We start from the raw sequence: 18,358 nt of genomic DNA, 5'->3' as shown, positions 1-18,358 counted from the left end.
CCGGGCGGCCCCGGCGCGGCGCGTCGCCCATTTGCCAAGGCTGGGCCTCGTTCGCCTCGTGGGTGCGTGTGAGGCGCGCCACCACGCTGCGCACGAATTTGTCGTCGTCGCGGATGCGGATGCGCCCGTGCGCGTGCAGCGTGCCAAGCGCGCCTTCATTGACAAGGAGTTCGAACGGAATGTGATTGGCGTCCAGACCGTTTGCGCCGTGCGTGACGAGCGCGCCGAACGGATGCTGCGCGATGAGCGCGTGCAGGACATCGGTGCGGGACTCGTCGAAATGGGCTGGGACGTAAATGGCGGCGCCACGGGTGGGTGAGCGCTAGCGGTAGACTGGCCGCGCGCCTTGCGAAAATAATCTATCTATTGTCGCGCCAAACCGACCCGGGCTGTAGAGCCCGCGGAGGCCATCTTCGGGGGACCAGCGGCAGGTTACAGACCACTTGCGTTCCTCACAACGCGCACCAGGCGGCCGTCGCCGTTTCGACAGTACCGCCCTGCCTGTCGTGCTTGCCGCGCTCGAGCATTTCGAACAGCCGGGCCATGCGCTGGCGCTGCGTCGCCACGAGGTCATAGGTCTGTTCGAGCGCGCGCAAGCGCTTGTTCCAGTAGCCGGCGTCGATCCCGCGCGGCGAACCAGCACCCTGCGTGCGGGTCACGAACTGGATCATGCGCTCGATGTGATCGAGCTCTGTGTCGGCAAGGCTGGCCGGCAGCAAGTTGCCGGCGTTCGGTTTCTGTGGTTGCTGGATGGAACGCATTATTTTTCGCCCGTGGTCGTATGATCCGGCCGCCCCTCGTCCGGCAATGCACCGAACGCGGCCTGGAACCTTATTTCCTGTGACGATACCCAGGCTTGCCCGGCCAGGTTGACCGTGCGTCTCAGTTTTGCGCCCGCCAGCAGCAACCGTCAACGCGCATGCGAGGGAGGCAATAGCTGCGCCCACGCCACCCGCCGCGATAACGGGAAACACGGGCCAGCCCGTCTTCAGCGCAAGCAGCGCCTCGAGGGCGTTTGTATGGGGTCTACCGTCTCGTTTTATTTCGCATATCGAATCATTTAGCAGTAGCCTCAGCGCGACAAACCCGCTGACGCACTGAGTTTGCCACTATCGAACAGGCGCCAGCGCGGTCGAGCGCCACCGGGCTAACAGTTGGTTTTCGGAAAAGTCGGCGTTCGGCTCGGGGGAAGTCCGCAATTGCCCCTAGGTGCGCGCCTGTAGGTGACCGCCGCGCTGGACAGACAAGGGAAAACCCTTATCTGCAATCGGCCCACCCATCGACACCGACGATCAATTGCATATGCAACTACTGCAACACATGTGACGTCATTTCCAATTTCGAAATGAACTGATGCGCGAATCGGGACAGCCTCGGCGTATACCCCGAAGATACGGGGCGAAGAGCAATTTCCCTTTGCTAATCAACGAGAATTTAATGGCTCGGCAGCGATAGAAGGCCTGAAGCAAAGTACGAATCGCAGCTGCGCCAATTTTTTCATGTTGCCTCGCCTTGACCGCGCTCCTAGAATCGGACGGACCCGGGCAGCGCTCGCGAGCCTCCCGTAAAAAAAGCTGGAATACGCCAAACCAGGGGAGCAACAAATGGACGACAGGCTGACCGCTTCGGCGCAAGCGGTGCTCGCCAACCTCTGCACGCCGCAATTCGTGCGCGGCGTGGAGGCGGCGCACAACCGCCGCGCGGGTCGCGAACTCTGGCGGCAACTCGAAGCACTCGGACTTCTGGACGCGCTCGTGCCCAAAGCGCAAGGCGGCGCTGACTTGCCGCTCGCCGAGGCAGCGGGCGTGCTGTTCGCGTTCGGCCAGCACGCCGTGCCGCTGCCCGCCGCGCACACGATGCTCGCGCGCCATCTGCTGGCCGCCGCGCAACTGGACGCGCCACGTGGCCCCATCGCGCTGGCGATTGCCGACTCCACGCAACGCATGGCCTTCGTGCCTTATGGGCAGGTAGCGGACGCGGTCGTGGTCGAGACTTCCGCGGGCGTGTACCTCGTCTCGCTCGATACCGCCTGCGTGGAGAAGCACGGCGACGGACTGGACGCCACCGTGCGCTTCGACACGCGCAAGGCTCACGCGCTGCCCGTGCGCGGCATCGCCGAACTGGGCGCGCTCGTGACAGCCGCCACGATGGCAGGCGCGATGCAGCGTGTGCTCGACATCACGGTCGACTATGTGAATGGGCGCGAGCGGGTTGTTGATTCATCCACGCAATTCGAAGCGGTGCAGCGGCAACTGAGCGCGATGGCCGAGCACGTTGCCGCCACGCGCACGGCTGCGCAGATGGGCTGCGCCGCGCATCGCAGCGGCCAGCAGCGCCTTGCCACCGCGATTGCGAAGGCCCGCGCAAGCCGGGCGGCGCCGCTGGTCGCGAACGGCGCGCAAGCACTGGTGGGCGCAATGGGCGTTGCCGCGAAGTTCGATCTTCAGCTTTATACGCGGCGCTTGCATGCGCAGCGCCTGCAATATGGTTCGGAATCCTTCTGGGATGAAATTGTCGGGGCCCAGGCGGTCGATCGCTGCGGTGATGCATCGGGGATTTTCGATGCGCTCGATGAAGCGGCTACGCCTTTGGCGCTCTCGCGAACGCTTTCAACGAATCTGCCGCAGCAAGGTCTGTCTGTGCGGTCGTGAATGAAGCGGGCACGGCCTGTTGTTCGACCCGCCCGTCCACGAGCCGCACCACCTCGTCGCCGAACGCGGCGACGTCTTCCGGATCGTGCGTGATAAGCAGCATGGGAATGTCGAGGCGCGTCTGCAATGACAGCAGTTCGCTGCGCATGCGCTCACGCAACGCGTGATCGAGCGCTGAAAAGGGTTCGTCGAGCAGCAGCAACTGGGGCTTCGAAACGAGCGCACGCGCGAGCGCCACGCGCTGCTTTTGCCCGCCCGACAGATGCACAGGATGACTGCCCGCCACACCACGCAAATCCAGCGCGTCGAGCCAGTACTCGACATCGGGGTGCGCGTCGCCGCGCGCGGGGTTGCGCCATCCCTTGCGCAGCCCGAATGCGATGTTCTGGCGCGCGTTCAGATGCGGGAACAGCGCGTAATCCTGGAACAAATAGGCAACGTGCCGTAGCTGCGTTCTGAGGTCGATGCCCGCGGCGCTATCGAACAGCGTGCGTGCGCCGAGACGAATCGTGCCTTCGTCGGGCCGCAGCAGACCCGCGACCGCCTGCAGGGTCATTGTCTTGCCCGATCCCGAAGGCCCGAATAGCACGACGCGCTGCGCTCGAGTCTCGAATGCAACGTCAAGCAGGAAGCGGCGGCCCGCCGATTCGAGCATCTTGCGGATGGCGACGGTCAGGACCATGTCAATCAGCGTGAAGTGAGCAGCGAGTGCTGCGGCACGATGCGCCCGGCAAGCACCAGAATCACAACGCAGGTAATGGAGGTGACCAGCACGAGGAAATTCGCCGTGCTGTCGTCGCCGGCCTGCACGGCCGAATAGATCGCGACGGAAAGGGTTTGCGTACGTCCCGGCAGATTTCCCGCGATCATCAGCGTCGCGCCAAATTCGCCCAGCGCGCGAGCAAAGGCGAGCAGCGTGCCCGCGACAATGCCGCGTGTGGCGAGGGGCAGCGTCACGCGAAAAAAGATGGCCGCCTCGCTAATGCCAAGCGTGCGCGCGGCACGCTCGAGCTGCGGATCGACCGACTCGAACGCGGCGCGCGCCGACTTGAGCACCAGCGGAAACGCCACGACCATCGACGCCAGAACCGCGCCCTGCCACGTGAACACGAGCTGGATGCCGAGGCTGTCGAGCCAGCGGCCAAACACACCGCGCCGTCCGACCAGCACGAGCAGGTAATAGCCAAGGACGGTGGGCGGCATGACGAGCGGCAGCGTCAACAGCGAATCGAGCAGATCGCGCGCGCCGGAACGCCAGCGCGCGAGGCCGTATCCGGCCGCCACACCGAATACGACGTTCAGCGCGGTCGCCCAGCCGGCGACCTTCAGTGAAAGCAACAACGGAATCCAGGTCTGCTCCATGACGCAGCGCTCTCCAATTGCACCGGGCTCAATGCGCCGTGCCGGCCGGCTTGAAGCCATACTTCGCGAGCACGGCCTGCCCCTCCGGTGAGAGCACGTACGCGATGAAACCCTTCGCGTCGGCGGCGTGGCGACTCCCTTCGACCAGCGCGAGCGGATACGTCACGGGAGTTTGCGTGGGCACCGTCATCGCGACTTTCACGCGGTCGGGCATGATCGCGGCATCGGTTGCGAACACGAAGCCCGCATCGACCTCGCCGCGCGCCACGTAGTCGAGACTCTGGCGCACGTCGCCGGCCAGCACGCTTTTTGCGTTGACCGCGTCCCATTGGCCTGCCGCTTCGAGCGCGCCTTTCGCGTAGCGTCCGATCGGCACCGACGCCGGATCGCAATACGCCACGCGCTTCACGCCCGGTTGCGCCAGTTCGGCCAGCGACGCCGGCATGAACGGACTATCCTTCGGCACGATCAGCACGAGCGCGTTGGCGGCGAAATCGCGGCGCGTGGCAGCATCCACCACCTTCTCAGAAACGGCCTTGTCCATCGCCTTCTGGTCTGCCGAGGCGTAGACATCCGCGGGAGCGCCCTTCACGATCTGCTGCATCAGAACATCGGACGCGCCGAAATTCAGCAGGACTTTGGTGCCCGGATGCTGCTGCTCGTACGCTGCGCCCATGGCCTTGAACGCATTGGTCAGGCTCGCCGCGGCGGACACAATGAGTTCGTCGGCGCACGCGTTGACGCTGACGGCGAGCATGGCGACGCCGATGGCGGTCAACGCCTGCTTCAGGGGACGACGGAAGGGATTGCGCATGGTCTGTCTGGCCTCGCTGAAAGAAATGTAATTGAACGACCGCGAGATATTACACTGGATATTACGGGTGCGTGCTGCCATACCGGTCATACGGCATTTGCAGCCGTCATCGATTCGGTCCGGCATGGCTGGCCATACATAGTCGGGATGTTCACCGTGTTATGAACCCGGCACCGCAAGGCGCTCACACGGACACAAGCCGTTTTCCAGAGTTGACGCATCGTTATATCTGATCGTATATAGCAAGCCACAATGCAACAAAAGACGGCGGTTCATATGTCACGGGAAGCCATCGACTCCTGGCTGCTCAAGGTTCTCCACACCCTCATCACCGAAGCAAGCGTTTCGCGCACGGCGGCGCTGCTCGGCCAGTCGCAGCCCGCGATCAGCGTCGCGCTGCGCAAGCTGCGCACCATGACGGGCGATCCACTCCTGGTGCGCAGCGGCAGCCACATGGTGCCCACCAGCCACGCGCTCACGCTGATCGAGCCGGCCGCGCAGGCGCTCGCGGGCATCGCCGCCGTGCTGCACCCCACGACCGCTTTCAATCCGGCCACGACGCGCCGGACCTTCCAGATCGGATCGCCCGACTACCTGGACGTGTTCTTCCTGCCAGCCGTCGTCGATGCGTTTCATAACGAGGCGCCGCGCGCGCGCATCGAATTCCAGCATCTGATGAGGGTGGACGGCGGCTACGAGCACGGCCTCGAAAGCGGCACGCTCGATCTCGTGATCGGCAACTGGCGCACGCCGGCAGAGCATCTGCATCTGCAGCCGCTGTGCAACGACGATCTCGTTTGCCTGCTGCGCGCGCAGCATCCCATCAAGCCCGGCAATCTGAGCCACGCCAACTACCAGGAAGCGGAGCACCTGGCGGTCACCACGCACAACGTTACCGGGCTCGGCACCATCGATGTAGAACTGGCGCGCAACGGGCTTTCGAGGAACGTGACGACCACGCTGCCTTACTTCGGCATGGCCCCCTATGTGCTGATGCGTTCGAACTTGCTGTTCACGACCACGCGGGCGCTCGCGGCGCATTACTGCGATCTGTTGCCGCTCCGAATGGAGCCGCTGCCCGGCGCACCTCAAGCACTCACGTATTACCAGCTTTGGCACGACCGCACGCATCGCAGCGCGGCGGCGATCTGGCTGCGCAAACTTGTGGCCGGTGTCGCGAAGGGGCTGACCGGTCGGGAAGCGGTGGTGCGCAGCCGCAAGTGAAAAAGCACCGCGAGCGAGGCTCGCGGTGTGAAAGCGTCCAACGCCCGATGACCGGGGGACAGGAAGCCGGCCATGGACGTTGGCGCACAACAGGGGTCGGTCAGCGAAGCTGCCTGTTGCCGGACACGCCATAACGGTGTCCGGTTGAGTTGAGCCGTGCCTGCGGCTATCCCGCCGCCATTTGCTTCAGGAACGCAGCCTTCTCGGTCGTCGCGGCGCCCAGCAGCGCAAAGCCCGTCATGCGCTTCGTCTCGCTGTCTTCGCAGATCGCGCGCAACGTATGCGGTGCGTCCTGCCCGGCCGCGTCAATCGTCCAGCGGCCATCGGGCGCGGCAGGCGTAACCACCACGGCCGGCACCGCCGGCGTCTTGACGACGACCGGCATCACCGGAAACTCCACCCGCGTAGGCGTCCCGCAGAGCGTGCGAGCCAGCGCGCGCGACGCATGCATGATGGGCAGCACATACGGCTGCACGCGGCCCTCGATCGCCGCGCAGTCGCCGAGCGCGTAGACATCCGGTGCGCTCGTGCGGCACCAGGCATCCGTGCTGATGCCGCCTTCGATCTGCAACCCCGCCGCGCGTGCGAGCGCCGTTCTCGGCACGAGACCGATTGCGGACACAACTAAATCGGCGTCGATCACCGTGCCGTCGTCGAGCGTCAGCCGGTAGCCCGGCTGGCAACGCGAGACCCATTCGACCGCGCGGCCGAGACGCACCTCCACGCCTGCGCCGTGCAGCGCGCGAGCAAACGCGGCGCCGGCCTCTTGCGGCAGCAACCGCGCGAGCGGCGCGTGGGCCGGATCGATCAGACACACGGCGTGACCCGCTGCGATCAGGTCGTTGGCAAACTCGCAGCCGATCAGGCCCGCGCCGAGTATGGCCACAGAATGGCACGACGCCAGCGCCTCGCGAAAGCGCGCGTAATCGCCAAGGTCGTTGATCGACAGCACGTCGCCCGCGCCATCACCCTGGATGGGCGCTTGCCGAGGGTCGGCGCCGGTGGCAAGCACCAGTGCGCGGTAGCGCAGCGGCTGCCCGTCTACAACGATCGCGTGCTCGCCGGGCACGATCCGCTCGACATGCCGATGCGTCCAGACGCGCGCGCCCAGTTGCGCGGCCATGGCCGGCGCGTCGAAGCTCGCGAGCTCGTGCGGCTTCTTCTTCAGCGCCAGCGCGTTCGAAAGCGCAGGCTTCGAGTAGAAGCGGCCATCGTCGCGGCTGACGATCACCAGCGGCGTTTCGGGGTCGAGCTTGCGCAGTTCGCGCGCCACCGTATAGCCGGCGAGGCCCGATCCGACGATTACCACGGGATCGGTCCGCATGACGTTGAGTGCGGTTTGAGTCATGCCGTCACCACCTGCATGTCGAAGTCGTGCTTGCCGGTCGCACAGTCGGGACACAGCCAGTCGTCCGGCACGTCCTCCCAGCGCGTACCAGGCGCAATGCCCTCGCCGGGCAACCCTTGAGCCTCATCGTAACGAAACCCGCAAATCACGCATTCCCAGATCTTCATCGCGATTCCTCCGCCCCATTAGCGCACGTACGACTGGCCGAGCCCGATCTCCGCGAGCGAGCGCCGGTAGGCACCCGACGAACGGTCCGCGAGTATCGGCGCCTCCTGCGAGCGGTCGATCGGCAGATCCTCGGGACACTGCAGCTCGACGATGGCGCGATCTTCTTCGAACACCTGACGATTGAACGCATAGACGTCGTCGAGCGGCAGGTCGTGATCGAAGTTGCGCGCAATCGGCACGAACAGGCGCGTGTGCCGCGCGGACACCGGGCTTGCCGCGTTGAGGATCGCCAGCCGTCCGCTCTCGGGAAAATGCACGGTGAGCCGAGCGAAGAACGGGACGTCAACTTCGAAGATGCGCCGCCACAGGAAGCCCTCCGGCGCGCGCTGCTGCATCGATTTCGGGAAGTTGCTCACCGTGCTCACATACTCGGCGCGCAAGCCATTGGGGCGGCGCTCGACCGAGTATTGCGGCACGACGGGATTGCGGCGGTCAGCGAAGCTGTCGTGATGAATCCACGCGAAGTGCGCGACGTCGATGAAACCCTCGGTCTGTCTGCCCGCCGACGCACGGATGTCGATCGAAGGCGGAAGGATCTGCTGATAGCCATCCGTATTCCACGCGGGGAAGTCGGGCAAGGGCAGTTCGCCGCCGCCAAGCGACACCCAGACGAGCCCATAGGCTTCCTGCGCTGCATAGGTGGTCAGGCACAGACGTTCGGGAATCAGGCCTTCGGGCTGCGAAGGAATGTAATTGCACTTGCCGTTGGCCGCGTATTCGAGGCCGTGATACGGACACACAAGGTTGCCGTTGTGCACCCAGCCGCGGCTCAACGGCGCGCCGCGATGCGGGCAGACATCGCGCGCCGCCACAATTCGGTCTCCTGACCGGAATACCACGAGCGGTTCGTCGAGCAGCGTAACGGCCAGCGGCTTGTCGCGAACCTCGCCTGCAAACGCGACGGGATGCCAGTAGCGGCTCAGAATCTCCCAATCGCGGGCGTCGAAAGTGCAGTTGCGGGGCATGGCCGGCTTTCCGGCGCGGGTCAGAACGGCAACCTGGGGTTGAGTCATTCGCGTCTCCTGATGCGTAGGCGTTGGTCACAGCGGTGCGCAAAGTTCATTCGGCACCGCCATGTGCACAACGATATTCAGATGCGAGCGCTCTTCCCATCCCTCATTGATCATGTAGTCCATGTATCGATCAGCATGGGCCGTTCAGTCAGCGGTGCGTCTACAATTTATGAAAAGACGCCCCCACCCGCCAGCGCCCCGCGCCAGTGCGATCAAAGCAAAGGACACGCGCCATGAGAAAGCCGCATCTGCCAGGAACATGTTCCATACTTGCCGCTCCAGTGCTGCTACTCGCCGGTTGTGTCTACAGCGGCATGCCGCCGCCCTATACCGGCCCGCACCTCAGTCCAACGGAGTGCCGCGACCTTGCATCGCTGAAGAGCAACGCGCCGCCTACGATGGCGCAACACCAAAGCGAACTCAACGCACTGAGAAAAGCGGGCTACGACCCATCACCGTGGTATGACGACCCGTACTATCCGGATGATCTGCAAGCGGCACAGCGCCTGGTCGACTATTGGTTCCAGACAGAGTGCCCGCATATTCAACCCGGCTGAGCTCCGCATGGGAAAGGGGTACCATGAGAGCGTTATCGAACGCCAGGTGCATCCGCGCTTGAGCATGTAACGCCTCCCAAGCCAGGAGTCCCGCCATGATCCTCTACCACAGCACCCCCGATTCCCCGGTCGTCGAAATATCCGTCGAAGGCAAAATCACCGACCACGAATTGCGCGACGCCATCGAGCGCATGCGCGGCGATATCGAACTGAATGGCAAGACCCGTGTGCTCGAACGCATCGAGCATTTCAGCGGCATCGAACCAAAGGCGCTATGGACCGACATGACGCTCGGCATTCCCCTCGCCCGCAGGATCACGCGCGCCGCCGTGGTGGCCGACGCCGGCTGGATTCACGCCTCGATGCATTTGGCGCGGTTCTTTACCAAGGCCGAAATCAAGGCCTTCCACGTCAACGAACTGGAACAGGCGCGAGCCTGGATCAACGCCTGATAAGCCGGTGGTCACAGCATCGCCGCGTGCGTGGTTTCATGCATCGGTCTCGTAATGCAGACCGTATTCGCCCTTGGTTCGCTTGATTCGAGCGAAACCCAACTCCCCCAAATGCATGCCAGCGATCAAGAGCCCGTCCGAGCTGACCCTGTCCAGAAGCCGCGATCGTGTGGTGGCCGCGAGTGACGGGTCTTGATCGAATGCGATCGATACGTCCGGCCGTTTAATCTGGATGTGAGGAAAGTGAACAATATCCCCCCAGACAAGCACGCCCTGATCGCTTGATTCAAGGAGATATCCGGTGTGGCCGTCCGTGTGTCCTGGCAACAGCACCGCGCTTATACCGGGAAGCACTTCCCCATCACCGATAGTACGAAGCTTGTCTCTGTAGCACTCGAACACCTGGCGCGCGATCAGAAAGTTTCCGCGCGCCCGTTCGCTGGCGCGAGTCAGATTGCCATCGTCCAGCCAAAACTTCACCTCTTGCTGATGAACCACTAGCTCAGCATTCGGAAAAGCCACTTCTCCGGCGGCATTCACCAGCCCTCCGACATGGTCGGGATGGGCGTGCGTGAGCAGGATAGTGTCGATCGTTGGGGGTTCAATACCCGCCAGCAACAAATTGCGCTTCAGGTGGCCGCCCCACTGCTTGATGCCTCCCGCTCCACCGTCGATGAGAATGGTGCGGCCCGCTGCGCGCACGACGTAGCAGTTGATATGCACAGCAGTGGGCTCCTTCTGCCCTGCATCACGCTGCATTCTGGAGGCGTCAACCGTGTCGATATTCGAAAGAAAGTCGAGGCTGGCGTTGAGGTAACCATCGCTGATTGCGGTAATCGTGAAATCACCGACTTGCTGACCCGGAAAGGTAAGGGTGGACACCATGGTTCTTCAGACCTGTTAATTGCGGGCGTGAATGTTCGGCGCGGCGTAGCCAAAACAACGAATCCGCGCCATGAGCCCCGTGCGGCGAACGATTGCGTTCTCCAGCGCTTCCATGAACTGGTCGATTACCGCGGACGTACGAGACGCCGCGAGACGATATAGGACTTCCACGAAAACGGGATGCCCATGCCCGTGCCGAACATCCACATAGATGACGTGCACGTTTTTGAGTTCCGCTTCAAGCACACTCGTACAAAGCTCGACGCAATCGCCGGAAAGCTCGGCAAGGCGCTCATCAGGCGGCATGTGCCCCGCATGAATATAGAAAGTCACGTTTGGCATCGCAGACCTATTTTTCCTGCTCAGTTGAAACGCCGCGCGCGCTTGCCAGTTGTTCCGTTATCGGCGCGTAAAAATAAAGGCCTTCAAGGTTCGCGACGCGCTGAGCGTTTCTCCGAGGCAGTTTTGCGAGCCAGCGATGTGCCGGAAACTTCTCCAGCGCAACCGCTTGCATGACCAACGGTTCGAGGCCCATCTGGATCAGCGGATCGGGGCCGCTTGTACAAAGCACGAGAAGTTCGTCGGCACTGACCGCGGGCGCCAGACCGATATCGCTGTAGAGATTCCGGTGCCAGTCGGTGATGTGCTGCTGCCATCTTGCGAAATTGCCGCCGCCTTTCTGGCGATATTCGTCTCCAGTCAGGACATCGAGACCGTCAATCGTGTGAATGGCGAGGTAGACGGGGCATCCGTCACTGATCGCCCTGAAGCGCTGCGACGTGTGAAAGCCGGTGACCGAGATAAGGGCGGGCAGCTTTTCAAGGCTGTAGAAGTCATTCCATTCGGCTTCGCTGTTGGGATCGGCGAAGCTGCATTCCACGGTGTAGATCATCGGTTTGTGCCTCGCGACGGATGGGCATCCGCCTGCGAAGGGATATTCATTGCGGTAATGTAATGCTAATCTCGCGTTCACGGCGCACATAACGAAATAAAGTCACGCTTCAGTGACATTTACTCAATCTGGCGTCGAGCACATCTAAACGGCGAGATTCAAATGCGACGCAAGATTCCAAGCAATTCCGCACTGCTGGCGTTCGAGGCGGCGGCTCGGCACGCAAGCTTCGCCCGTGCCGCCGAGGAGTTGGCGTTGACCGAAGGCGCGGTCAGTCGACAGATTGGCCGGCTGGAGGCGTTTTTGGGTGTTGCGCTATTCGAGCGGGTGGGAAATCGGGTTCGGCTCGCACCCAACGGCACGCGATACGCCGTGCAGGTTCGCGAAATTCTCGAACGGCTGGAACGCGACAGCCTATATCTGATGGGGCAACCCGTTGAAGGCGCAAGCATCGATATCGCCGCCATTCCGACCTTCGCCACCCGTTGGCTGATCCCCCGGCTAAAGCGATTTCAGAACAAGCATCCGAACATCACCGTGCATATCGCCGAGCGCATGGAGCCGTTCATTCTTGCGGGCAGCGGTTTCGACGCGGCCATTCATTTTGAGCACCCGGCGTGGGCCGGCATGCATCGACATCGCCTGCTGGAGGAAGTGCTGGTGCCCGTCTGCAGTCCGGCGCTGCTCGGAGACGCCGGTGCCGATGTGTCGCTGGATGATCTGCCACGCCTGCACAGGCGACAAAATCCGGACGCCTGGCAGCTTTATGCTCAGGAGTCCGGCATCGCGCTAACAAATTCAGCGGTTGGCGCCCGCTACGACCTCCATTCCATGCTGATAGAGGCTGCGCTAGCGGGCTTGGGGGTTGCGCTGGTGCCGCGTCTTTACGTCGGAACAGAGCTCGAACAAGGCCGTTTAGTCGCGCCCTGGCCCGACGGTAAGGGAGTTGCCAAAAACTTCTGCCTCGTCCTTCCTGAATCAATTGAAGCGAGTGCGAGGCCACTGCAGGCGTTTGCGACATGGGTTCTTGACGAAGCCCGAGGCGTGGCGCCTTAAAACAGCATCAATTGCCGATCAAAAATTGGTCCGGCAACGTAATTTCGAGCAGTTGGAGATCATCCGAATAGTGCTCGAATGCATACCGCGCATTACCGGGGATGGTTACGCTTGCATCGGATGCGAGCGTATAACGGTCGCCTTCCACGACGATATCGAGCCCACCTGAAAGCACATAGAAAAAGCACAATTCCGTGTTATGCGTCTGCGCGCGGTGACTCGCCTCTCCGGCAGGCCGTACGACGCGAACCCCAGCAACGCCTTCGGTAGCCGCACCAATCCCCGTATCCGCCGCCTCGAATCCGGCAATGCGCCACGGCGCCCACTTGGCCGACGCCGCCACGTGACGCACGAAGCGCTGGCCATTGAAGTCCCGCACAGGATGAGTCGCCGGGGTCGGCAGCACCATTTCATGGTCGACGACGGTGATGTGCTCAGCCGGACTGCTGAGTTCGACGACTTCCGCCCCGGCCGAGCTTGCAAGCACGCGATGCCGAATAGTCGGCGGCTGTAGCACGCAGTCCCCGGCGTGCATTTCAAATGGTTCGCCCTGCCCCTCATAGACCACGCGCACCCAGCCCTTCCTGCAAAAAATCGTCTGGAACCGAACCTTGTGAAAGTGCGTGTAGTCGGGAACCGGTCCCCCGTCGAGAATGCGAATGTGCGATGCGATAAATGCGCCACCGTGCCTTGCCGGCAGCAAATCGCGATAGCGAAGCCCGGCCCGCCCGACATTCCAATGCGCCTCTTCATCCAGATTCGACAGCGCGAATGCCTGAACCGTCTCAGGCTGGCGCATTGGCGGATCGCTCGCTTCCAGGCGAATGCGCACCCCGTTCGGCGCAAGCAGTTCTCGCGTGCCGGACGCCAGTTGGTCAGGATCGTCGCAAAGCACTCGCAACTCTTTGACACCGTTGGCAAGGCCTACGCCAAGCCGAATCGACAGGCCATGTCCGGAGAGCATCGCGGTTGAAGGGTTATCGGCCGGAAAGATCGCGTCGATCCGCAGCCCAAGCGTGCTTTTGAGGAATTCAAGCGTTGGGTTCAATTCTTCGCATGCCATCAGTACCTGGCAAGTACGAATGCCGGAAATGGGCTGCTGTGGCGAAGAAAGATCGTCAGTTTTGTTCATGACAATGCTCCGGGGAATTGAAATCAGCGCGCGAAATATTGCTTGACCGCATTAACGAACACGCCAATGTCCGCGCGTGAAACGTCCAGATGCGTGACGAAACGGGACCCGTATAACACCTGCGTGAGTATCCCGCGTTCCCGGAGCCACGCTTCGAGCGGTGCGCAATGCTGCTGCGGAAATTGTGCAAACACCATATTGGTGGCGTGCGACAGGACCTTCACCTGATCGATCTGCGCGAGCCCTTCGGCAAGGCAGGCCGCATTGTCGTGGTCTTCGGCTAGGCGTTCGAAGTTGTGTTCGAGCGCGTAAAGACACGCTGCCGCGAGCACGCCCGACTGCCGCATGCCGCCCCCCAACATCTTGCGCCAGCGGCGCGCCGCCTCGATCACGGCCTTGCTGCCGACCAGCACCGAACCCACAGGTGCACCGAGCCCCTTCGAAAAGCACATCGATACCGAATCGAACGGGGCGCACAGCGCCGCTAGCGACAATTTCGAAGCGACCGCCGCATTGCAGACACGCGCGCCGTCGAGATGCGTTGCTAGCCCGCGCTCACGCGCAAGCTGCGTGGCCTCGGCGACATAACCCGCGGGCAGCACCTTTCCTCCTGTGGTGTTTTCCAGCGCGAGCAGGCGCGTGCGCGCGTAGTGGATGTCGACCGGCTTGATGGCGGCCGCGATCTTGTCGAGCGGCAGCGAGCCATCGGCTGCGTTTTCGATGGGCTGCGGCTGGATGCTCCCCAGCACGGCCGCGCCGCCACCCTCGTCCCGGTACGCGTGCGCGGCCTGGCCAACGATATATTCGTCGCCGCGTCCGCAATGCGCCATCAACGCGGCCAGATTGCTCTGCGTGCCGGTCGGAAGGAACAGCCCCGCCTCCTTGCCCGTGCGCTCGGCAACAGTCGCTTGCAGGCGAAGCACCGTAGGGTCGTCGCCCCAAACATCGTCGCCCACTTGTGCTGCTGCCATGGCGGCCAGCATGCCCTTACGCGGACGGGTCACGGTATCACTGCGCAGATCGATCATGTGTCGTCCCCCGGATCAGGCGCTGGCGCCGTTAGCGACCACCGATTGCGCGAGCCGCTTACGGTAGATGAAGTACACGATGGAAACGCCGATCAGCCACGGCACGCCGACGATCCACGAGATATTCCAGAACTCGGTATCCAGCCCCATCGTGATCAGGATCGCGCTCAACAATGCAATACCGGTGATCTGCGCGATCGGGAACAGCGGCATGCGCACCGGCAGCTTGCGGCCTTTCCATGCACGGCGAAAGCGCAGGTGCGTGGCCAGAATCACGATCCACACGAAGATGCCGCCGAACAAGGCAATCCCGAACAGATAGTTGTACGCGAGCGGGCTGAAGAACGACACCGCAGCGGCGGCCAACACGCCGGCGCCCGAAATCAGCGTGGCGACGAGCGGCGTACCGTTCGCAGTCAGCGCGCCGATCCAGCGCGGTGCATAGCCGCCGCGAGCGAGCGAGAACAACGTGCGCGAAGACAGGTAGATGTTGGTGTTCATGCTCGAGAGCGCCGCCGTGATCACCACGAAGTTCATCAGCCCCGCCGCGTGAGCAATGCCTGCGTGCGCGAAGAGCTTCACGAACGGGCTTTGCTGCACCACCTTCGCACCGGCTTCCGTCCACGGGAGGTAAGCCACCATGATGCCGAGCGCGAGAATGTAGAAGAGCGTGAGGCGCAGGACCATCGAGCGCAACGCATGGGGAATCGCGCGCGTCGGATCTTTTGCCTCGCCCGAGGTCACGGCCACGATTTCCACGCCATAGAACGAGAAGATCGCCATGAGCACGCCCATCCATACGCCGCCGAAACCATGGGGCATGAATCCACCCGGCAAACCGGTCAGATTGTGCAGGCCAACGCCGGGCGACCCCGTGCCAATGCCGAACACATGCGCGAGGCCCACAACGATGAAGCCGAGGATCGCCACCACCTTGATCAGCGCAAACCAGTATTCGAACGAACCGAAGTTGCTCACCGACCGGCAGTTCACGTAGATCAGCGCGATACCGAACGCGATGGACCACAGCCACACGGGAATGCCCGGAAACCAGAAGCCCATATAAAGACCCACTGCGATGGCCTCGCCGCCCACGGCGACCACTTCGATGACCCAGTACGTGTAACGCACGACAAAACCGGCCCAGCGGCTCAAATACATCTCCGCGTAAGTGCCGAACGAGCCCGCGGTCGGATGCGCAACGGCCATCTCCGCGAGGCTGAACACCATGATCACGGCGATCAGCGCAGCGATTGCGTAGCTGATCAGCACGCCTGGGCCCGCGTAACCGATTGCGATGCCGCTGCCCATGAAAAGGCCCGTACCAATGGCCCCGCCGATGCCGATCATCGAGATTTGCCGCTGCGTCAGGGCTTTGTGCAAGCCCTTCTCTCGCGCGGTAATGTTTGTCTCTTCCATGTCGTTATTTCCTTGTCGAATGTATTTCGCAAGCAGATCAGGCTTGCGGGAGCAGCGCCGACAATGTGTCGAGCACGGCATGCGTCGTCAGCGTGCCCGGTGACATGCGCACGGTGCTGCCCCGTGTATCCACAAGAACGCCGTGCTTCGCCAGCATGGCCTCCAGTTCGTGCGGGTCGACGTGTGCCGGCAGATCCGCCATCACACTGCCGCCGCGCTGCGCATCGTCGCGCGGCGATCGCACGGCGTAACCCTTGGCGTCGGCCAGCGCGATCAACCGGTGCGACAGCGCGAGGTTGTGCTCACGCATGCCGATCGCGTCGGGCGAGAGCCGCCACGCGAGGCCGGGGCCCGACGCGACGAACGGCAGGAACGAGGGCGTGCCGCCGTCGAAACGCCGCGCATCGGGCGCCAGCGAAAAGCGTGAGAGATCCCAGTTGAAGGGGTCGGGCTGGCTGAACCAGCCTTGCACGAGCGGCGCCATATCGCTGTCGATCAGCTTCGGATCGAGGTACGCGAGCCCGGTGCCCGGTGCGCCGCACAGCCATTTGAGCGTGGTCGTCGCGACAAAATCGACGGCCGGTTGCATGACGTCGAAATCGAGAATGCCGGCGCCCTGCGTGATGTCGACCGCAATCAGGCTCCCTTGCGCGCGACCGTGCGCAGCAAGGCGGTTGACGTCCGCACGCTTCGACGCAGTCGACGTGACCCAGGTGATGACGGCCAGCGCCACGTCATCCTGCCAATGGGCGATGAATTCGTCGTCGGTCATGTAGGCCGCGCCCGGTGCGAGTGGCACCGTATCGAGCGTGAAGCCCAGCACGGGTTCGAGCCCGCGCAGCATGTAGTGCAGGCTCGGGAAACAATCCGCGGCGATCAACACGCGGCGTCCGGCCAGACGCTTGCGACCGAGCGCGCCGACGAAGCGCGCAAACGCATCGGTGACGTTCTCCGATGCAAAAACGGCGTGAGCCGGCGCATTGACCAGCGTGGCCCATTGATCGAGCACCTGCCGACGGGCGGCGAGACCGTAGTCCCAGCGTTGCAGGTCCGGGCGGCACCAGCTCGATGCGAACGTGTCGAGCGCGGCGCGTACCGCGTCTTCCTGCCCGGGAAACATGCCGACCGAGTGATAAAGCAGCCACCCAGAGCGATCGGTATCGGCGGGATGATTCATGGATTGGGTTCCTTTCAGTGTGACCAGCGGCGTGACGCGCTGCGCGTCAGAACATATGGCGGATGCCCACCGCGACGCCGGTCTGGTTGTTCTTGCCCGGCAGCTCCGTATACGCGCCGCCCGAAACGTGGTTGTAGTCGACAGTGCCGTAGACCTGCGTGGCCTTCGACAGCGAATACTCGGCCAGCAGCACGCCGGCATAACGTTCGCCGTTGTTGGCCGCGTAACCGTTGAGGTTGTGCATGTCGTCGTAGTAGAACGCACCCGTGAGCGCGAGCGCCGGGGTGGCCTGATAAGTCGCGCCCGTATAAAGCGTCATGTCGCGACGCTGATTGGCCGACGACGAGCCGGTGATCACCGTGCGGCTCGGGTCGTTGAGCGCCTCGTCGACCGTACCCGTGCCGTCCTGCCCGCCCAAGTACCCGGCGAACAGCGTCGCCGGACCGGCCGCATACTTCACGCCCAGACCCCACATGCGCTGGATGTTGTTGCTGAGATCGCGCGTTTCCTGATACGTGCCGCCAAAGCTCGCCGGTCCGAGGTCATACGAAGCGCGCACGCTCCACGACGAGTTCTTGCTCAGGCTGCCGGGCTGCTGGCCAAACCCATAAGTTGCGCCGAGATGGAGCCCGCCGAACTGTCCGGTGTAGGTTGCGGCGCTGTCGATGCGGCCTACCGTCATGAAGAACGGCCATGAGTTCGCCGTATAGTTGCCGACGGTCAGCGGATCGAAGTCGCCGAAGAAGTTGAAGGCCTCGGTCCCCTGGCGGCCGAACGTGAGGGTGCCGTAGTGGCTCTCCAGACCTACGTAAGCGTAGCGGCCAAACAGACGCCCGCCCTGGTTGAGCTGGCCGGTCTGCGGATCGAAACCGCTTTCGAGCCGGAACACCGCCTTCATGCCTCCGCCCAGGTCCTCGTCCCCTTTCAAGCCCCAGCGGCTATTCGTGATCGCGCCGTTAGTCAGTTGTACTTGGTTGTCATTGGCCGCGTTCGAATTATTGGTGAAGCGAATGCTCTGATCGACAATGCCGTACAGGGTGACCGAGCTTTGCGCAAAAGCGCTGCCCGTCAGGCCGATTCCCAGCATGGCTATCGCGGCGTGAAATTTGCGTTGCATGAT

20 protein-coding genes and 1 pseudogene are annotated in these 18,358 nt (G+C 63.0%); 5 read left to right on the top strand and 16 right to left on the bottom strand.

The features are described from left to right. Window positions 1-16 precede the first annotated feature (16 nt). Both HV773_RS36945 and HV773_RS23190 read right to left on the bottom strand, forming a co-directional pair. Window positions 17-298, bottom strand: a pseudogene (locus tag HV773_RS36945) (FMN-binding negative transcriptional regulator); the annotation flags it as partial. 154 nt (window positions 299-452) lie between these two features. Then, the gene (locus tag HV773_RS23190) at window positions 453-761 is read right to left on the bottom strand and encodes a hypothetical protein (protein ID WP_175196873.1); all 309 of its coding nucleotides are present in this window, start codon (window positions 759-761) and stop codon (window positions 453-455) included. An 843-nt stretch (window positions 762-1,604) separates the two neighbouring features. Here HV773_RS23190 and HV773_RS23185 point away from each other — a divergent pair. Continuing rightward, on the top strand, window positions 1,605-2,651 hold the full coding sequence (locus HV773_RS23185) for an acyl-CoA dehydrogenase family protein (RefSeq protein ID WP_175196872.1): 1,047 nt from the start codon (window positions 1,605-1,607) through the stop codon (window positions 2,649-2,651). Here the strand turns inward: HV773_RS23185 and HV773_RS23180 are convergent. From HV773_RS23180 to modA, 3 genes are read right to left on the bottom strand one after another with little or no spacing between them, the layout of a single operon-like run. Next, complete coding sequence (locus HV773_RS23180) at window positions 2,581-3,333, bottom strand: ATP-binding cassette domain-containing protein (RefSeq protein WP_175196871.1); 753 nt, start codon at window positions 3,331-3,333, stop codon at window positions 2,581-2,583. The two genes, HV773_RS23185 and HV773_RS23180, sit on opposite strands and share 71 nt — an antisense overlap. A gap of 5 nt (window positions 3,334-3,338) precedes the next feature. Next, complete coding sequence (modB, locus tag HV773_RS23175) at window positions 3,339-4,013, bottom strand: molybdate ABC transporter permease subunit (RefSeq protein ID WP_175196870.1); 675 nt, start codon at window positions 4,011-4,013, stop codon at window positions 3,339-3,341. Window positions 4,014-4,041: 28 nt separating this feature from the next. After that, complete coding sequence (gene modA / locus HV773_RS23170; protein WP_175196869.1) at window positions 4,042-4,827, bottom strand: molybdate ABC transporter substrate-binding protein; 786 nt, start codon at window positions 4,825-4,827, stop codon at window positions 4,042-4,044. A 252-nt stretch (window positions 4,828-5,079) separates the two neighbouring features. On the opposite strand from modA, the gene HV773_RS23165 reads away from it, so the two are divergent. Continuing rightward, window positions 5,080-6,051 carry a LysR family transcriptional regulator gene (locus HV773_RS23165; protein WP_175196868.1) on the top strand — a complete coding sequence of 324 codons (972 nt, stop codon included), beginning with the start codon at window positions 5,080-5,082 and terminating at the stop codon, window positions 6,049-6,051. 166 nt (window positions 6,052-6,217) lie between these two features. Here the strand turns inward: HV773_RS23165 and HV773_RS23160 are convergent, their stop codons facing one another. The 3 genes from HV773_RS23160 to HV773_RS23150 are packed head-to-tail and all read right to left on the bottom strand — an operon-like array spanning window position 6,218 to window position 8,640. After that, the gene (locus HV773_RS23160) at window positions 6,218-7,399 is read right to left on the bottom strand and encodes an NAD(P)/FAD-dependent oxidoreductase (RefSeq protein ID WP_217481932.1); all 1,182 of its coding nucleotides are present in this window, start codon (window positions 7,397-7,399) and stop codon (window positions 6,218-6,220) included. Beyond that, the gene (locus tag HV773_RS23155; RefSeq protein WP_175196867.1) at window positions 7,396-7,566 is read right to left on the bottom strand and encodes a rubredoxin; all 171 of its coding nucleotides are present in this window, start codon (window positions 7,564-7,566) and stop codon (window positions 7,396-7,398) included. Before HV773_RS23155 ends, HV773_RS23160 begins: the two co-directional genes overlap by 4 nt. A gap of 18 nt (window positions 7,567-7,584) precedes the next feature. Continuing rightward, window positions 7,585-8,640 carry an aromatic ring-hydroxylating oxygenase subunit alpha gene (locus tag HV773_RS23150; protein WP_175196866.1) on the bottom strand — a complete coding sequence of 352 codons (1,056 nt, stop codon included), beginning with the start codon at window positions 8,638-8,640 and terminating at the stop codon, window positions 7,585-7,587. 233 nt (window positions 8,641-8,873) lie between these two features. On the opposite strand from HV773_RS23150, the gene HV773_RS23145 reads away from it, so the two are divergent. Together HV773_RS23145 and HV773_RS23140 are read left to right on the top strand one after the other, a co-directional pair. Further along, window positions 8,874-9,197, top strand: coding sequence for a DUF4148 domain-containing protein (locus HV773_RS23145; RefSeq protein WP_175196865.1), 324 nt, complete (start codon window positions 8,874-8,876; stop codon window positions 9,195-9,197). A 95-nt stretch (window positions 9,198-9,292) separates the two neighbouring features. After that, the gene (locus HV773_RS23140; protein WP_175196864.1) at window positions 9,293-9,649 is read left to right on the top strand and encodes a SpoIIAA family protein; all 357 of its coding nucleotides are present in this window, start codon (window positions 9,293-9,295) and stop codon (window positions 9,647-9,649) included. A 36-nt stretch (window positions 9,650-9,685) separates the two neighbouring features. Here the strand turns inward: HV773_RS23140 and HV773_RS23135 are convergent, their stop codons facing one another. Genes HV773_RS23135 through HV773_RS23125 form a run of 3 tightly spaced genes read right to left on the bottom strand, consistent with a single transcriptional unit; the run spans window position 9,686 to window position 11,426 of the window. After that, window positions 9,686-10,531, bottom strand: a complete 846-nt coding sequence (locus HV773_RS23135; protein ID WP_175196863.1) for an MBL fold metallo-hydrolase — start codon at window positions 10,529-10,531, stop codon at window positions 9,686-9,688. Between the two features lie 18 nt (window positions 10,532-10,549). Continuing rightward, on the bottom strand, window positions 10,550-10,876 hold the full coding sequence (locus HV773_RS23130) for a hypothetical protein (RefSeq protein ID WP_175196862.1): 327 nt from the start codon (window positions 10,874-10,876) through the stop codon (window positions 10,550-10,552). A 7-nt stretch (window positions 10,877-10,883) separates the two neighbouring features. Next, on the bottom strand, window positions 10,884-11,426 hold the full coding sequence (locus HV773_RS23125) for a sugar ABC transporter (protein WP_175196861.1): 543 nt from the start codon (window positions 11,424-11,426) through the stop codon (window positions 10,884-10,886). A gap of 162 nt (window positions 11,427-11,588) precedes the next feature. Here HV773_RS23125 and HV773_RS23120 point away from each other — a divergent pair, with 162 nt between their 5' ends. Further along, window positions 11,589-12,482, top strand: a complete 894-nt coding sequence (locus HV773_RS23120) for a LysR substrate-binding domain-containing protein (RefSeq protein WP_175196860.1) — start codon at window positions 11,589-11,591, stop codon at window positions 12,480-12,482. 7 nt (window positions 12,483-12,489) lie between these two features. On the opposite strand, the gene HV773_RS23115 is transcribed toward HV773_RS23120, so the two are convergent. From HV773_RS23115 to HV773_RS23095, 5 genes are read right to left on the bottom strand one after another with little or no spacing between them, the layout of a single operon-like run. Next, window positions 12,490-13,614: a cupin domain-containing protein gene (locus HV773_RS23115; protein ID WP_246282370.1), complete on the bottom strand. Its 1,125-nt coding sequence runs from the start codon at window positions 13,612-13,614 to the stop codon at window positions 12,490-12,492. 23 nt (window positions 13,615-13,637) lie between these two features. Beyond that, window positions 13,638-14,642 (bottom strand): low-specificity L-threonine aldolase, encoded by a 1,005-nt coding sequence (gene ltaE / locus HV773_RS23110; RefSeq protein WP_175196859.1) that lies wholly within the window; start codon window positions 14,640-14,642, stop codon window positions 13,638-13,640. Window positions 14,643-14,657: 15 nt separating this feature from the next. Next, window positions 14,658-16,061 carry an amino acid permease gene (locus HV773_RS23105; protein WP_175196858.1) on the bottom strand — a complete coding sequence of 468 codons (1,404 nt, stop codon included), beginning with the start codon at window positions 16,059-16,061 and terminating at the stop codon, window positions 14,658-14,660. Between the two features lie 37 nt (window positions 16,062-16,098). After that, on the bottom strand, window positions 16,099-17,238 hold the full coding sequence (locus tag HV773_RS23100) for an aminotransferase class V-fold PLP-dependent enzyme (RefSeq protein WP_175196857.1): 1,140 nt from the start codon (window positions 17,236-17,238) through the stop codon (window positions 16,099-16,101). A 46-nt stretch (window positions 17,239-17,284) separates the two neighbouring features. Beyond that, the gene (locus tag HV773_RS23095; RefSeq protein ID WP_246282369.1) at window positions 17,285-18,355 is read right to left on the bottom strand and encodes a porin; all 1,071 of its coding nucleotides are present in this window, start codon (window positions 18,353-18,355) and stop codon (window positions 17,285-17,287) included. Between the last annotated feature and the right edge of the window lie 3 nt (window positions 18,356-18,358).

Origin of the sequence: Paraburkholderia caffeinitolerans, from assembly GCF_902859945.1 — a bacterium.
Taxonomy (GTDB): Bacteria; Pseudomonadota; Gammaproteobacteria; order Burkholderiales; family Burkholderiaceae; genus Paraburkholderia; species Paraburkholderia caffeinitolerans.
This window is presented reverse-complemented; position numbering and strand designations above follow the sequence as displayed.

Bases quoted from the DNA above. Each gene is read 5' to 3' on its own strand.
- HV773_RS23150 (WP_175196866.1), bottom strand. From the start codon at position 8,640: ATGACTCAACCCCAGGTTGCCGTTCTGACCCGCGCCGGAAAGCCGGCC.
- HV773_RS23145 (WP_175196865.1), top strand. From the start codon at position 8,874: ATGAGAAAGCCGCATCTGCCAGGAACATGTTCCATACTTGCCGCTCCA.
- HV773_RS23160 (WP_217481932.1), bottom strand. From the start codon at position 7,399: ATGACTCAAACCGCACTCAACGTCATGCGGACCGATCCCGTGGTAATC.
- HV773_RS23120 (WP_175196860.1), top strand. From the start codon at position 11,589: ATGCGACGCAAGATTCCAAGCAATTCCGCACTGCTGGCGTTCGAGGCG.
- HV773_RS23100 (WP_175196857.1), bottom strand. From the start codon at position 17,238: ATGAATCATCCCGCCGATACCGATCGCTCTGGGTGGCTGCTTTATCAC.
- modB (WP_175196870.1), bottom strand. From the start codon at position 4,013: ATGGAGCAGACCTGGATTCCGTTGTTGCTTTCACTGAAGGTCGCCGGC.
- HV773_RS23165 (WP_175196868.1), top strand. From the start codon at position 5,080: ATGCAACAAAAGACGGCGGTTCATATGTCACGGGAAGCCATCGACTCC.
- HV773_RS23095 (WP_246282369.1), bottom strand. From the start codon at position 18,355: ATGCAACGCAAATTTCACGCCGCGATAGCCATGCTGGGAATCGGCCTG.
- HV773_RS23190 (WP_175196873.1), bottom strand. From the start codon at position 761: ATGCGTTCCATCCAGCAACCACAGAAACCGAACGCCGGCAACTTGCTG.
- HV773_RS23115 (WP_246282370.1), bottom strand. From the start codon at position 13,614: ATGAACAAAACTGACGATCTTTCTTCGCCACAGCAGCCCATTTCCGGC.
- HV773_RS23140 (WP_175196864.1), top strand. From the start codon at position 9,293: ATGATCCTCTACCACAGCACCCCCGATTCCCCGGTCGTCGAAATATCC.
- HV773_RS23155 (WP_175196867.1), bottom strand. From the start codon at position 7,566: ATGAAGATCTGGGAATGCGTGATTTGCGGGTTTCGTTACGATGAGGCT.
- ltaE (WP_175196859.1), bottom strand. From the start codon at position 14,642: ATGATCGATCTGCGCAGTGATACCGTGACCCGTCCGCGTAAGGGCATG.
- modA (WP_175196869.1), bottom strand. From the start codon at position 4,827: ATGCGCAATCCCTTCCGTCGTCCCCTGAAGCAGGCGTTGACCGCCATC.
- HV773_RS23105 (WP_175196858.1), bottom strand. From the start codon at position 16,061: ATGGAAGAGACAAACATTACCGCGCGAGAGAAGGGCTTGCACAAAGCC.
- HV773_RS23185 (WP_175196872.1), top strand. From the start codon at position 1,605: ATGGACGACAGGCTGACCGCTTCGGCGCAAGCGGTGCTCGCCAACCTC.
- HV773_RS23180 (WP_175196871.1), bottom strand. From the start codon at position 3,333: ATGGTCCTGACCGTCGCCATCCGCAAGATGCTCGAATCGGCGGGCCGC.
- HV773_RS23125 (WP_175196861.1), bottom strand. From the start codon at position 11,426: ATGATCTACACCGTGGAATGCAGCTTCGCCGATCCCAACAGCGAAGCC.
- HV773_RS23130 (WP_175196862.1), bottom strand. From the start codon at position 10,876: ATGCCAAACGTGACTTTCTATATTCATGCGGGGCACATGCCGCCTGAT.